The sequence below is a fragment of the Paracidovorax wautersii genome, from assembly GCF_031453675.1.
Taxonomy (GTDB): Bacteria; Pseudomonadota; Gammaproteobacteria; order Burkholderiales; family Burkholderiaceae_C; genus Paracidovorax.
The window spans coordinates 3,545,543-3,559,756 of the sequence record NZ_JAVIZX010000001.1; the positions used below are offsets into that span (position 1 = coordinate 3,545,543).

Consider the following 14,214-nt stretch of genomic DNA (forward strand, 5'->3'; position numbering starts at 1 on the left):
CGCTGCGCTGGGAGGGCCTGCAGTTCCTGCAGGGCGGCAGCGCTGGCTTGCCGCACGGTCCGCGCAGCCCGCTGCAGGCTGCCGGCGGCTTATGAGTGAAATCAGCCTCTGGCGCTTATGCAGAAAGCGCCGGTAGCTATGAAAATTATAGTGTCCGGGTGGCCGCGCCGTTCAGGCGAACGTGTTCACCTGGGTGCCCAGGCTGCCCGAGGTGGCCAGCTGCGGCTGGGGCAGGGCGCTGATCAGGGTGGCGGCGGTGCTGGCCTGGATGTCCAGCGCCTTCTTCAGCACGGCGGTGTTGACGGCGTCGGACGTCTCCTGCTGGGTCTGTGCGACAGCGGTGTTGACGATGGCATTGGTGAGCGAAACGTCCATGGCGATCTCCTGCGGTAATCCCTGGTTATCGGCCACCGGCGCCGCAGGTTGAGGGTTTTCTGCGCCGCGGCGGGCAGGGTGGTGCTGCAGCGGGCCCTGCCGTCACCGTGTTTCCAGGATCGCGCCTGATCGCCGGGGGCCGGCGCGGGCGCCCGCCGTCGCTCAGTCCAGCGCGCTGGCGCCGAAGGCGCCGCAGGCGGCGAGGTCGGAGTCGCTGATGCGCGGCAGATGGGATGCCGCGTCGCGCAGCGCCGTCCGCAGGCCTTCCTCCAGCACCGGGTGGTAGAACGGCATGCCCAGCATTTCCTGCACGGTCAGTTCCTGGCCGATCGCCAGCGCCAGCAGGTGCGCCATGTGTTCGCCGGCCGGGGCGCACAGCTCGGCGCCCAGCAGCTTGCCCGTGCTGCGCTCGGCATACACATGCAGCCGGCCGGCGGCGCTCTGCGCCACGCGGGCCCGGCCCTGGCGGGCGAAATCCACCCGGCCCGTCACCACATCCTCGTCCTTCAGCGCGGCGTGGCGCCGCCCCACCACGGCGGCCTGCGGCTGGCAGAAGGTGATGGCCAGGCGCGTGCGGCGGCGAAAGCCCCGCGGCTCGGACGACACGGCGTTCAGCCCGGCGATATGGCCTTCGTCCGCCGCCTCGTGCAGCAGCGAGCGGTCGCCGTCCGCATCGCCCGCCACAAACACCGGCAGGTCGCCGATCTGCAGCGAGCGCGGATCGATGGGCGGCAGGCCCTTGTCGTCCAGCTCCACGCCCAGGGTGTCCAGGCCCAGGTGCTCCAGGTTGGGGCGGCGGCCCATGGCGGCCAGCACCTGGTCCACCACCACGGTGGCCGAGCCGTTGCGCACCTCGATGCCGCCGGCCACCTCGCGCAGCTCGACGTCGTCGCCGATGGAGACGGTGAACTCGGCCTGCAGCAGCTTGAGCATCGTGTCGTTGAGTTCCGGATCCGTCAGGCCGGCCACGGCCTTCTGCGTGCCGAACGCGGTCACCTCGACGCCGAGGCGCTTCAGCGCCTGCGCCATCTCCACACCCAGCGGGCCCAGTCCGATCACCGCCATGCGCGGGCCCAGCGTGGGCTGCTCGAACAGGGTGTCGGTCGTCAGGATGCGGTCACCGAAGGCCAGCCAGGGTTCCGGCACGGTCGGCCGCGAGCCCGTGGCGATGACGATGCTGCGGGTGGCATGCACCTGGCCGTTGACCTCCACGCGGTGCGCATCCAGCAGCCGCCCCCGGCCGGATATCACGCGCTCATCGTCGTTGGTGGATTTCATCGTGCCGGACACGAAGTCGTCACGCAGTTCGCGCACGCGCGCCAGCACCGCAGGCATGTCCACGCGCAGCCCGTCGCCGCCGCGGATGCCGAAGGTGTCCAGCTTGCGCCGGGCCTCGAAGGCATTGGCCGCCTCTATGAGCATCTTGGACGGCATGCAGCCCACCCGGGCGCAGGTGGTGCCCCAGGGTCCGTCGTTCACCAGCAGGTAGCGGTCCGTGCGCTTGCGCACCTCGCGCAGGGCCGCCAGCCCCGCGGTTCCCCCGCCGATGATCACCGCGTCCAGCATCTCGCTCATGGCACACCCCGTTTGTTTTTGGCAAGGCTCCGAGTGTCGTGGGCGCCGTGCCGAGGCCGTGTAGGTGTGCAGGCCTAGCGGCTGCGCGCCGTCAGGGCAACGCTGGACAAGTCCCCGCGATGGAGGCCGTTCTGCTGGGTGTGGCCCGCAAAGAGCAAACCACGGCCATAGCCGCTGAGGTGGCGAGGATGTGCAACGCGTCGAACCGCTCCCAGCGCAGGTGCGCAGCGCGTGAGAGGCTGGTTCAGCATGTCTTACGGGTTCATTCCGTCTGCGCCATCGGCCCACGCAACCCGGCCCTGGCCAGCCTCGCTGGCTTCGACCATGAACGCCTGCGCCTGGGATTGCGGCAGCCGCATCTGCAGTCGTACCAGCGTGCCATGCTCGACCTGCAGCAGTTCGGCTCCGGCCGCTTCGATGCGGCGGCGCAGCATGCCTTCCAGGGCGTAGGGCACCTCGCACGCCAGCAGCGCCATCCGCTGCAGCGGCACCTTGTCGGCCGTCAACAAGGCCTGCGCGATGGTGTCGGTATAGGCGCGTACCAGGCCGCCCGCGCCCAGCTTCACGCCGCCGAAGTAGCGCACCACGGTGGCCAGAACGCCCTCCAGATCCTGGTGGCGCAGCACGTCCAGCATCGGCCGTCCGGCCGTGCCCCCGGGCTCGCCGTCGTCCACAGCGGCAGACTGGCCGCCGGCCAGCAGCGCCCAGCACACGTGCGCTGCGCCCGGGTGTTGCTTCCACAGCGTGTCCACGATGGCCTGCGCCGCCGCGCGGTCCGCCACCGGCTGGACGCAGCCGATGAAGCGGCTTTTCTTGATGATGAGTTCGCTGTGGAAGGGCGCGGCGAGGGTGTGAGGCATGTCGGTGGAAGTGTAGGTGCCGCGGTGGGCCCTTAGCGATGCATCGCCGTCCCCCCGGACCCGATCCCTCTTGATCTCTGCCAACTTGATGCACATCAAATCGCCGGCCAGACCGCCTGCCTAAGATGGCTCCACGAAGCACGCAAGACCGGCGCTAGCGGGTCTGGAACCGGGCTTCGACTCTTTCTGAAAGGTGAGAACAAATGGCAAGAATCTGGAAACCCCTGGCAGTGGTCGCTCTGTGTGTGGGCGCCGCCCCGGTTTGGGCCGCCGATTGCGCGGTCGAGATCGAGGGCAATGACGCAATGCAGTTCAACAAGCCCACGATCTCCGTGCCGGCCAGTTGCAAGGAATTCACCGTCAAGCTCAAGCACGTGGGCAAACTGCCCAAGACCGCCATGGGCCACAACTGGGTGCTGACCAAGACGGCAGACGTGCAGCCCGTCGCCAACGACGGCATTCCCGCCGGCGCGGCCAAGGACTATGTGAAAGACGGCGACGCCCGCGTGATCGCCCACACCAAGCTGATCGGCGGCGGCGAGTCCGACTCCGTCAAGTTCGCCGTGAGCAAGCTGAAAGCCGGTGATTCGTACACCTATTTCTGCTCGTTCCCCGGCCACTCGGCCATCATGAAGGGCACGTTGACGCTGGCCAAGTAAGCACGGGTGCCAAGCACCCCACAAAAAAGCAGCCCGATGGGCTGCTTTTTTTATGGACGGGGGCCGGCGCACGAGATGCTTCCATGCGACGTGGTCTGAACGCGACGACTGCATTCCACAGAGGGCCTTTGCGGCGCAGACCTACAGGGCTGCGCCAGGGCGGCCGCTTAGGCTTCAGGCACACGTTGTTACGCCATCCGCCGTCAGGAGCCCGCCATGTTCTCGATCCCGCTGCCCGTCACGCTGAACCAGATGTTCTCGGCTTCCTTCGTGGCCCGCTCGCGCGGGGCTGAAGCCAACGCCGGCGCGCCGGCCCGGGTGGCCCCCCGTGCCCCGGTGCCGACGCCCCTGATGTCCGCCTACGAGGATCCGCTGCCCGATCTGGACCAGCGCGTGCGCAGTCTGGGCGAGTGGTAGCCGCTGGATCCTCGGCAGGCCGGCCCCTGGCGGGGCGGGCCTGCGACGTCAGGTCGCCGCGAGTTGCAGGCTGTGGTGGTGCAGCTTGAAGAGCGACACGGCCTGAACCAGATCCTTCGCCTGCTGCTGCAGGCTCTGCGCCGCCACGGCGCTTTCTTCCACCAGCGAGGCGTTCTGCTGGGTGGTCTGATCCATCTGGGCCACGGCCTGGCCCACCTGTTCCACGCCGGAGCTTTGTTCGCGGCTGGCCGTGCTGATCTCCGCCATGATTTCCGTCACACGCTGGATGGCGGTCACCACCTCCTGCATGGTGGTGCCGGCCTGGTCCACCAGTGACGTACCCGCCTGCACCTGGGACACGCTGTCCGAGATCAGCGTCTTGATCTCCCGGGCCGCCTGGGCGCTGCGCTGGGCCAGGTTGCGCACTTCCGACGCCACCACGGCAAACCCCCGGCCCTGGTCGCCCGCGCGGGCGGCTTCGACTGCGGCGTTGAGCGCGAGGATGTTGGTCTGGAAGGCAATGGAATCGATCACACCGATGATGTCCTCGATGCGCTTGGAGCTGTCGTTGATGGCGCGCATCGTGGACACCACCTGGCCGACCACATCGCCGCCCCTGGCTGCGACCTGCGAGGCGCCCTGTGCCAGTTCGTTGGCGCGTCCTGCGTTCTCGGCGTTGTGACGCACCGTGTTGCTGAGTTCGTCCATGGTCGCAGCGGTTTCCTGCAGCGCGCTGGCCTGCACCTCGGTGCGCTGGCTCAGGTCCGCACTGCCGGCGGCGATCTCCGTGGAACCCGTGGCGATGGAATCGGACGCGCCCCGTACCTGCACCACGATGCCCGCCAGGCTGCGCTGCATCACGGCCAGGGACGACAGCACGCTGCCTTGCGGCGCGCGGTGCTCTTCGTCCAGAGGCCGCAGGTCGCCATCGGCGACGCGCTGCGCGGCCTGGCCCAGTTCTGCGGGCTCGGCACCTAGGGCGCGGGTGAGGCCGCGGGTGATCACGAACCCGGCGACGGCGGCCAGCGCCAGCGCCAGCATGCAGGCAATCATCAGGACCATGCGCTGTACGGCAAAGCGCTCGTTGGCCTGGGTCTTCAGTTCATCGGCGTGCTCGGTGGCGTACTGCGCAAACTCCGACACCTTGGCCAGCAGTTGGGCCAGCAGCGGGCGGCACTCGTTGTTCATCTTCGTGATGGCGCGCTCGTGATCGCCGTCCACGGCCAGCCGCACGATGTCGCGCGCCACGGGCCCATACAGGCTTTCGATCCGTTCGAGCTCCACGATCATCTGCCGCGCGGCAGGCGGGGCCTGCGTGTCCACTGCGAACAGCTTCTTGAGGCCGTCGAGCTGTTGCATGACGTCCTCATCCGCCTTGAGCACCAGCGCTTTTTCCTTCGCCAGGTCGGCAGCGTCCCGTACCAGGACCAGGTTGCGCGCGGCCACGGCGCGGCGGTTCACTGCATTGCGCATGCCTTCCGCAAAATTGACCTGCGCATTGATGCCACTGACGTACTGGGAAAACGCCGAGTCGGCATCTCCGAGCGACTTGAGTGAGAGCCCGGAAACGATGAGAACCATGATGGCGAGCGCGCTGAAGGCGGCGGCGAGCTTGGTTCCTACTTTCATGGTGGAGGTGGTGTTCATGGCGCGGTGGTCGTAGGTCAGGGGAGGCTGGGCAGCGTTTTGGCGCAGACTGCGCACCGGCGATCAATCAGGTTAGAAACTATCGCTTTCTAATTGTCTCAATACGTAAACGATTGAGCATTGGATCAGGTTCACACAATGTGCGCCAGTCCTCGGAAAAAGGTCGAAATGGGCTGGTTTCGCCTGACGATTGGCAACGATTGACCGTATCAACGACATTCCGCTGGCAGTAACGAGGCTACGGCCGCCGTTTAAGACCCCGCGGCGGCACGGATAGACAGAACCTTCTAAAATTTGCGGCCCTCCCCCAAAGCCCCCCGATGAACGCCCCTGTCGACGTTTCCTTTTTCGCGCGCGCCGCCAAGCCGCTGACCAGCTATCGCCCGTACTGGGCGAAGCGGTTCGGCACGGCCCCGTTCCTGCCCATGAGCCGCGAGGAGATGCAGCAGCTCGGCTGGGACAGCTGCGATATCGTCCTGGTGACCGGGGATGCGTACGTGGACCACCCGAGCTTCGGCATGGCAGTGATCGGCCGCACGCTGGAGGCCCAGGGCTTCCGGGTGGGCATCATCGCCCAGCCCGATTGGCAGAGCGCCGAGCCCTTCAAGGCGCTGGGCAAGCCCAATCTGTTCTGGGGCGTCACGGCGGGCAACATGGATTCGATGATCAACCGGTACACGGCCGACCGGAAGATCCGCAGCGACGACGCCTATACCCCCGGCGACGTGGGCGGCAAGCGCCCCGACCGCGCCGCCATCGTCTACAGCCAGCGCTGCCGCGAGGCATACAAGGACGTGCCCATCGTGCTGGGCGGCATCGAAGGCAGCCTGCGGCGCATCGCCCACTACGACTACTGGAGCGACAAGGTGCGCCGTTCGATCGTGGTGGACGCCAAGTGCGATCTGCTGCTGTACGGCAACGCCGAGCGCGCCCTGGTCGAGGTGGCGCACCGGCTCGCCGCCCGGGAGCCCGTGGAGCAGATCACCGACGTGCGTGGCACGGCCTTCGTGCGCCGGCCCGACGACGAGAGCGGCAAGGGCTGGTTCGAGATCGACTCCACCACGGTGGACGAGCCCGGCCGGGTGGAGGCGCACGTCAATCCCTACCTGACCACCAGCGAGCAGGCGGCCTCCCAGGGCAGCAGCTGCAGCAAGGAGGAGGGTGCTACTGAATCAGGAGCTGCATGCGCAAGTGGGGCGGGCGCTGCAGGCCAAAATGATGCCCAGCTGCCGGCTGCAGAGCAGGCGATCCAGCCGATCCAGTTCGTGGCCAATCCGGCGCTCAAGGCCAAGCTCAAGGTGCCGCCGCGCGACAGGAGCGTGATCCGCCTGCCCAGCTACGAACAGGTGAAAAGTGACGCCGTGCTGTATGCCCACGCCAACCGCGTGCTGCACCTGGAGACCAACCCCGGCAACGCCCGCGCGCTGGTGCAGGCGCACGGCGAGGGGGTGACGGCGCGCGATGTGTGGATCAACCCGCCGCCCATTCCGCTCACCACGGCCGAAATGGACTATGTCTTCGGCCTGCCGTACGCCCGGGCCCCCCATCCGGCCTACGCCGACGAGAACGGCAGCCACGACGGCGCCACCAAGATCCCTGCGTGGGAGATGATCCGCTTCTCGATCAACATCATGCGCGGCTGCTTCGGCGGCTGCACCTTCTGCTCGATCACCGAGCACGAGGGCCGCATCATCCAGAGCCGCTCCGAGGATTCGATCATCCAGGAGATCGAGGACATCCGCGACAAGGTCAAAGGCTTCACCGGCACCATCAGCGACCTCGGTGGTCCCACGGCCAACATGTACCGGCTCGGCTGCAAGAGCCCCGAGATCGAGGCGGCCTGCCGGAAGCCCAGCTGCGTCTACCCCGGCATCTGCCAGAACCTCACCACCGACCACGGCCCGCTCATCAAGATCTACCGGCGGGGCCGCGCCCTCAAGGGCATCAAGAAGATCCTTATCGGCTCGGGCCTGCGCTACGACCTGGCCGTGAAGTCGCCCGAGTACGTGAAGGAGCTGGTGCAGCACCACGTGGGCGGCTACCTGAAGATCGCGCCCGAGCACACCGAGCAGGGCCCGCTCACCAAAATGATGAAGCCGGGCATCGGCAGCTACGACCGCTTCAAGCAGATGTTCGAGCAGTACACGGAAGAGGCCGGCAAGAAGCAGTTCCTCATTCCGTACTTCATCGCGGCCCACCCGGGCACCAGCGACGAGGACATGATGAACCTGGCGGTCTGGCTCAAGAAGAACGGTTTCCGGGCCGACCAGGTGCAGACCTTCTACCCCAGCCCCATGGCCACGGCCACGGCCATGTACCACTCGGGGAAGAACCCGCTGCGCAAGATCGGCCGCGACAGCGAGGCGGTGGACATCGTGCGCGGCGAAAAGCGCCGCCGCCTGCACAAGGCCTTCCTGCGCTACCACGATCCCAACAACTGGCCGCTGCTGCGCGACGCGCTCAAGAGCATGGGCCGGGCCGATCTGATCGGCAATGGCAAGCACCACCTGATCCCGACCTTCCAGCCGATGACGGATGGCAGCTACCAGAGCGCGCGCCGCAAGAACAGCACGGCCACGCCCGTGCAGGCGCGCACTGGCGCGCCGGTCAAGAACGGTGGCAACGCCGGCAAGGGCAGCCAGGTGCCTGTGCGCGGCCGTTTGCTGACACAGCATACGGGCCTGCCGCCACGTGCCGGCACCGGCGCGGGCAAGCCATCGGGTGCCAAGCCGGTCGCCGGTAAGCCGGTGCGCAACAAGCCACGCTGATCCGGCTGGGTTCAGCCGGCCTTGACTCGGATCGGGGCGCGCGCCGGCGCCGCAGGTGTCAGCGCACGGGCAGGGGGATCAGGTCTTCTATGATCAGCTTGCGGTAGTAGAACGCGGCCTCGGCACCGAGCGGCTCCAGAGCCGCCTGCAGGCTTTCGGGGCTGTCTTCGTCCCGCGCCGCGAAGAACAGCGCGTGCCGGCCCGCGGCGGCCAGATCCGCAATGCGGCGCACGATCACGCCCTCGGCGCCTACGGAGGGCAGGGGTTCGTCCGCGTTGCCCAGGGTGCGCACCACGTGCTGCAGGATGGTTTCCGGCGCCGCATGGGCGATGTCGGTATGCCCTTGGTCCGTCAGGGCTTGCCCGGCACGGCGCGCGGCGTTTTCATCGGGGAACAGTGCGAAGACGTGGCCGGTGGGATAGAAGGTGCCAGCGGCAGAGGTCATCTCCGGTTGCAGGGCGAAGGGCTTCATGGCAGGTCTTTCTATAGCGGTGCAATCGATCCGACCATTGGGCCGAGCGCTTGCGTGGCGCGCTGTAGGGCGCTGCAGCGCCCTGGTGTGGGACGCTGTGCCAAGCTCCTCTGATTTGAAAGAAATCCGGCTCCAGCGCTTATCGGATAAGCGCATGCAGCTATCGATTGAATAGCATCAGGCTTTCAGCCGGTAGACGGCCAGCGCAAGGGCGGCGCAGTGCACGACGACGGTGGCCCAGTACACCGTGCGAAAGGATGGCTTGCTCGACTTGTGGCGCAGCCACTGCTGGGCGACCCATGCGCCGGGCCAGCCACCGGCCAGCGCGAGCAGGTGCAGGCGCTGTTCGCTCGTGCGCCAGCCGCCGGTGCGCGCGGCCTGCTTGTCCAGCGCGTAGGCGGCGAGGGTGACGACGTTGATCGCGGCAGCGGCCGCCAGCGTCCATCCCGGCAGGTACCGGGCATATACCAGCCAGAGCAGGGCCGCCGCCCACACCGCCATCAAGCCGTACGCCAGCGTGCTGCCGGCCGCAGCCGGGCGCCCGGTAGACCGTGGTGGTCTCCGGTCTGCAGACGCGCGAGGCGTGCGGTCCGGCCGGGACGGTGCCGACCGTGCGGCACGCGGTCGCGCCGGACCGGACCGGCTGGAAGCCGGCGTCGACGGAGGGGCGGCCAGCGGCCGGACCGCCATGGCCCGCGGCCCCTTGCCGCCGACGTGGATTTCCTCGAACACCACCGGCATGCCTTCCGCCGGCGGCGCGGTGCCGGCGAAGTCGCGGACGTGGAAGAACACCTCGGCGAGCGTGTCGGCGCTGCGGATGAAGCCGAAGCCGCGCGGGCCGTTCCAGCGGCTGATATGGCCCTGTTTACGCATCGCCGAGCAGGTGCAGGGGAATGTCGCGGTTGCGCGCGAGCGCCTGCAGGGCAGCGGACGGCTGCGTGCGCAGGAACGCGGCGATGGCGGTGTGGGTCTCCGCAGCGCGTGGGTCGGTGCCAGGCGGCAGCCCGGCCGCTTCGCACAGCCGCGCCATGAAATGGGGTTCGAGCGCGGCCACAGCCACCCGGCCGTCGGCGCAGGCATACACCTGGTAGCCGGCATGGGCCCCGCCCACATCGCCGCCGGGCGCCGTCAGGCCCCAGTCACGCGGTCGGGCCAGCCAGGCGGCGGCTTCGGACAGGGCCACCTCGATGCAGGCGCCGGTGCCGGAGGCGGCCCGGGCGAGCAGCACCTGCAGGACCGCTTCGCTGGCCAGCACGGCGCCACCCATGTCGGCGTAGAGGGTGGGCGGAACGGCATCGCCTGTGACCAAGCCCGCTTCGGCCAGATAGGTGAGGTCGTGGCCGGGCTCCTCGGCGCGGGCCCCCGGCGCGCCGACGATGCGTACCAGCGACAACCGCGGGTAGCGTGCCTGCAGATCGGGCCAGTCCAGGCCAAGGCGGGCGAGGGCGGACGGGCGGAAGGAGGTGATCAGCACGTCCGTGCGGGCGAGCTCCGCGTGCAGCATGGCCTGGCCCGCCTCGGTCTTGAGGTGGCCGTGGACGGTGCGGATGCCTTGGTGCAGCGCCGCGTAGGCCGGCGGGCAGTACAGCGCCATCGGATCGGCGCTGGCCTCGCCAGAGGCGGGTGGCGGCTCCAGCTTGGTGCAATCGGCGCCCATCGCGCGGCAGCGCAGCAGGGCGGCCGGCCCCGGCAGGTTCAGGGCCAGACTCAGGATGTGCGTGCCGCGCAGCGGCTGCAGGGACGAAGCATCGGGCATGGGCAAGGCGTTGGAAGCGGATCGGAGCGAGGAGACTGCCGGATGCAGTCTTGGTGGTACCCGCAGTATCCCGCAGCGGGACCGGCCGGAGCGTTGACATGAAAAAAGCCGCCCGGAGGCGGCTTTCGGCTGCGAGCGCGGGCGCTCAAACCACCTTGGCGATGGCCTGGCAGACGTAGTCGATGTTCTTGCTGTTGAGCGCTGCCACGCACATGCGGCCGGTGTCCGTACCGTACACGCCGAACTCGTTGCGCAGGCGCACCATCTGGTCCTTGGACAGGCCCGAGTAGCTGAACATCCCGATCTGCTGGGTGATGAAGGACATGTCCTGCTGCACGCCGGCGGCCTTCAGGCCATCGACCAGCTTCTGGCGCATGGCCTTGATGCGCACGCGCATCTCGCCCAGTTCCTTTTCCCACAGCGCGCGCAGCTCGGGGTTGCCCAGGACGGCGGCCACCACGGCACCGCCGTGCGTGGGTGGGTTGGAGTAGTTGGTGCGGATGACGATCTTGAGCTGACTCAGCACGCGACCGGCTTCTTCCTTGTCGGCGCACAGCACCGACAGGCCGCCCACGCGCTCGCCGTACAGGCTGAAGCTCTTGGAGAAGGAGGTGGACACGAAGAAGCTCAGGCCCGCGGCCACGAACTTGTTGATGACGGCACCGTCTTCGGCAATGCCGTGGCCGAAGCCCTGGTAGGCCATGTCGAGGAAAGCCGTCAGGCCCTGGGCCTTGACCACGGCGATGACCTGGTCCCATTGCTCGGGCGTGATGTCATAGCCGGTGGGGTTGTGGCAGCAGGCATGCAGCACGACGATGGTGCCGGCAGCGGCGGCCTTCAGGCTGGCCAGCATGCCTTCGAAGTTCACGCCACGCTTGGCCGCGTCGTAGTAGGCGTAGGTGTCGACCGTGAAGCCGGCGTTGGTGAACAGCGCGCGGTGGTTTTCCCAGCTCGGGTCGGAGATCAGCACCGTGGCGTTGGGGCTGAGCTTCTTCAGGAAGTCGGCGCCGATCTTCAGGCCGCCGGTACCGCCCACGGCCTGCACCGTGGCCACGCGGCCGGAGGTAACGGGCTCGCTGTCGGCACCGAACACCAGCGCCTTGACGGCATTGTCGTACGCCACGATGCCGTCGATGGGCAGGTAGCCGCGTGCCGTGGGCTTTTCCATCATGGCCTTTTCAGCGGCCTGCACGCACTGCAGCAGGGGCAGCTTGCCGTTGTCGTCGAAATACACACCCACGCCGAGGTTGACCTTGTTGGGGTTGGTGTCCGCGTTGTATTGCTCATTCAGACCCAGGATCGGGTCGCGGGGGGCCATTTCGACGGCGGTGAACAGAGACATTGAAAAGTCCTTGAGGGTGGAAATCGGGCAAGTTGACCTCAGCTACGGTAGGCTTTCAGGTCAACCCGAGATTTTAACGGCGGCCCCCACCGGTTCGCTGACCCACCATGCACGAAGTTACCTCAGAACCGCTCACCGGCCAGTTCGTCACCTTCCCGGGCTCGCCTTTCGAGCTGTACCAGCCGTACCCGCCGGCGGGCGATCAGCCCGGGGCGATCGACAAGCTGGTGGAGGGCGTGAACGACGGCGAAGTGTTCCAGACGCTGTTGGGCGTGACAGGTTCCGGCAAGACCTTCACCATGGCCAACGTCATCGCCCGGCTGGGCCGTCCGGCGATCGTCTTCGCGCCCAACAAGACCCTGGCCGCCCAGCTCTACAGCGAGTTCCGTGAGTTCTTTCCCAAGAACGCGGTCGAGTACTTCGTCAGCTACTACGACTACTACCAACCCGAGGCCTATGTGCCGCAGCGCGACCTGTTCATCGAGAAGGACAGTGCCATCAACGAGCACATCGAGCAGATGCGGCTGTCGTGCACCAAGAGCCTGATGGAGCGCCGCGATGTCGTGATCGTGGCCACCGTGTCTGCCATCTACGGCATCGGCGAGCCGGAGAGCTACCACCGCATGGTGATGACCCTCCGCGTCGGAGACAAGCTGGGCCAGCGCGACGTGATCGCCCAGCTCATCCGCATGCAGTACCAGCGCAATGAGCAGGACTTCAGCCGGGGCAAGTTCCGGGTGCGGGGCGACACCATCGACGTCTTCCCTGCAGAGCATTCCGAACTGGCGATCCGCATCGAACTGTTCGACGACGAAATCGAAAGCCTGCAGCTGTTCGACCCGCTGACAGGGCGCGTTCGCCAGAAGATCCCGCGATTCACGGTGTATCCGAGCAGCCACTATGTGACGCCCCGCGACAAGGTGCTGGCCGCTGTCGAGACCATCAAGCTGGAGTTGGCCGAGCGGCTGCAGCAGTTCGTCGCCGACGGCAAGCTGGTGGAGGCGCAGCGCCTGGAGCAGCGCACCCGCTTCGACCTGGAGATGCTCAGTGAGGTCGGACACTGCAAGGGCATCGAAAACTACACGCGCCACCTGTCCGGATCATCGCCAGGCGACCCGCCCAGCACGCTGACCGACTATTTGCCGCCTGATGCGCTCATGTTCCTGGACGAGAGCCACCAGATGATCGGCCAGCTCAGTGCCATGTACAACGGCGACCGCTCCCGCAAGACGACGTTGGTCGAATACGGGTTCCGTTTGCCGTCCGCGCTGGACAACCGTCCGCTCAAATTCGAGGAGTTCGAGAAACGCATGCGACAGGTCGTCTTCGTTTCGGCCACGCCGGCTGACTACGAAAAGACGCACGCTGGCCAGGTGGTGGACCAGGTGGTGCGGCCGACGGGCCTGGTCGACCCCATCGTGGAAGTGCGTCCGGCCACGCATCAGGTCGACGATGTGCTACAAGAAATACGCATTCGATCTGAAAAGAATCAGCGCGTACTCATTACGACGCTGACCAAGCGCATGGCAGAGCAGCTCACCGACTACTTGACGGACAACGGCGTCAAGGTGCGGTATCTGCATTCCGACATCGATACCGTAGAGCGGGTGGAAATCATCCGCGATCTGCGCCTGGGGGCCTTCGACGTGTTGGTGGGGATCAACCTGCTGCGCGAGGGGCTGGATATACCCGAGGTGTCGCTCGTCGCCATCCTGGACGCGGACAAGGAAGGCTTCCTACGCGCGGAGCGCAGCCTGATCCAGACCATCGGCCGCGCAGCGCGGAACCTCAATGGCCAGGCGATCCTGTACGCGGACCGGATCACGGATTCGATGAAGAAGGCCATCGACGAGACGGAACGCCGCCGTGCCAAGCAGATCGCATACAACGAAGCACACGGCATCACTCCCCGCAGCATCGTCAAGCAGGTGCGTGACCTGATTGACGGCGTCTACAGCGAGAAGGCTGGGAAGGACGCCGAGCGGCTGGAGCAGGAAGCCATGCGGCGCGCCCAGGTCGAGGACATGTCGGAGAAAGACGTGGCCCGTGAGATCAAGCGGCTGGAAAAACAGATGCTGGAACACGCGCGCAATCTGGAGTTCGAACAGGCGGCGCGGACGCGGGATCAGTTGTCGAAGCTGAAGGCGCAAGCGTTCGGCGCCCCGGGAGAAGACCACGTGGCCGTTTGACCGTCCAGTGCAACCCGTCAGGTGGAAATGCGACTGATCAGTTTTGTTACCCGACAAAAACAATAGGGATTTGTGCTATACTTGCCTTAAATAGTCAAGAACACAAAGCCCACGAAGAAACAGGGCTCTTTGCACGGCCTCTGATGCGTGCGGG

General features: G+C 66.9%; 12 protein-coding genes. 4 read left to right on the top strand and 8 right to left on the bottom strand.

Going from position 1 to position 14,214, the window contains the following annotated elements; genetic code table 11:
- Window positions 1-171 precede the first annotated feature (171 nt).
- From QE399_RS16000 to QE399_RS16010, 3 genes are all read right to left on the bottom strand, one after another.
- A complete protein-coding gene (locus QE399_RS16000; RefSeq protein WP_309830188.1) occupies window positions 172-375 on the bottom strand; it encodes a YjfB family protein in 204 nt (67 codons plus the stop codon).
- 162 nt (window positions 376-537) lie between these two features.
- Window positions 538-1,950, bottom strand: a complete 1,413-nt coding sequence (locus QE399_RS16005) for a dihydrolipoyl dehydrogenase (protein WP_309830190.1) — start codon at window positions 1,948-1,950, stop codon at window positions 538-540.
- Between the two features lie 254 nt (window positions 1,951-2,204).
- Window positions 2,205-2,810, bottom strand: a complete 606-nt coding sequence (locus tag QE399_RS16010; RefSeq protein ID WP_309830192.1) for an IMPACT family protein — start codon at window positions 2,808-2,810, stop codon at window positions 2,205-2,207.
- Window positions 2,811-3,013: 203 nt separating this feature from the next.
- Here QE399_RS16010 and azu point away from each other — a divergent pair, with 203 nt between their 5' ends.
- Together azu and QE399_RS16020 are read left to right on the top strand one after the other, a co-directional pair.
- Window positions 3,014-3,469 carry an azurin gene (gene azu / locus QE399_RS16015; RefSeq protein ID WP_309830194.1) on the top strand — a complete coding sequence of 152 codons (456 nt, stop codon included), beginning with the start codon at window positions 3,014-3,016 and terminating at the stop codon, window positions 3,467-3,469.
- Window positions 3,470-3,685: 216 nt separating this feature from the next.
- Window positions 3,686-3,886 carry a hypothetical protein gene (locus QE399_RS16020; protein WP_309830196.1) on the top strand — a complete coding sequence of 67 codons (201 nt, stop codon included), beginning with the start codon at window positions 3,686-3,688 and terminating at the stop codon, window positions 3,884-3,886.
- A gap of 48 nt (window positions 3,887-3,934) precedes the next feature.
- Here the strand turns inward: QE399_RS16020 and QE399_RS16025 are convergent, their stop codons facing one another.
- The gene (locus QE399_RS16025) at window positions 3,935-5,533 is read right to left on the bottom strand and encodes a methyl-accepting chemotaxis protein (RefSeq protein WP_309830198.1); all 1,599 of its coding nucleotides are present in this window, start codon (window positions 5,531-5,533) and stop codon (window positions 3,935-3,937) included.
- 320 nt (window positions 5,534-5,853) lie between these two features.
- On the opposite strand from QE399_RS16025, the gene QE399_RS16030 reads away from it, so the two are divergent.
- On the top strand, window positions 5,854-8,301 hold the full coding sequence (locus QE399_RS16030; protein ID WP_309830200.1) for a YgiQ family radical SAM protein: 2,448 nt from the start codon (window positions 5,854-5,856) through the stop codon (window positions 8,299-8,301).
- 58 nt (window positions 8,302-8,359) lie between these two features.
- Here QE399_RS16030 and QE399_RS16035 read toward each other — a convergent pair whose 3' ends face one another.
- The 4 genes from QE399_RS16035 to QE399_RS16050 form a co-directional block, all read right to left on the bottom strand.
- Complete coding sequence (locus tag QE399_RS16035; protein ID WP_309830203.1) at window positions 8,360-8,773, bottom strand: hypothetical protein; 414 nt, start codon at window positions 8,771-8,773, stop codon at window positions 8,360-8,362.
- A gap of 177 nt (window positions 8,774-8,950) precedes the next feature.
- A complete protein-coding gene (locus tag QE399_RS16040; RefSeq protein WP_309830205.1) occupies window positions 8,951-9,646 on the bottom strand; it encodes a DUF1294 domain-containing protein in 696 nt (231 codons plus the stop codon).
- Entirely contained in the window at window positions 9,639-10,529 is an 891-nt protein-coding gene (locus QE399_RS16045) for a CoA transferase (protein ID WP_309830207.1), read from the bottom strand. The genes QE399_RS16040 and QE399_RS16045 overlap by 8 nt, the downstream gene beginning before the upstream one ends.
- A 145-nt stretch (window positions 10,530-10,674) precedes the next feature.
- Entirely contained in the window at window positions 10,675-11,871 is a 1,197-nt protein-coding gene (locus QE399_RS16050; protein ID WP_309830209.1) for an amino acid aminotransferase, read from the bottom strand.
- Window positions 11,872-11,978: 107 nt separating this feature from the next.
- Here QE399_RS16050 and uvrB point away from each other — a divergent pair, with 107 nt between their 5' ends.
- Window positions 11,979-14,060 carry an excinuclease ABC subunit UvrB gene (gene uvrB, locus QE399_RS16055; RefSeq protein ID WP_309830211.1) on the top strand — a complete coding sequence of 694 codons (2,082 nt, stop codon included), beginning with the start codon at window positions 11,979-11,981 and terminating at the stop codon, window positions 14,058-14,060.
- The last annotated feature ends 154 nt before the right edge of the window (window positions 14,061-14,214 follow it).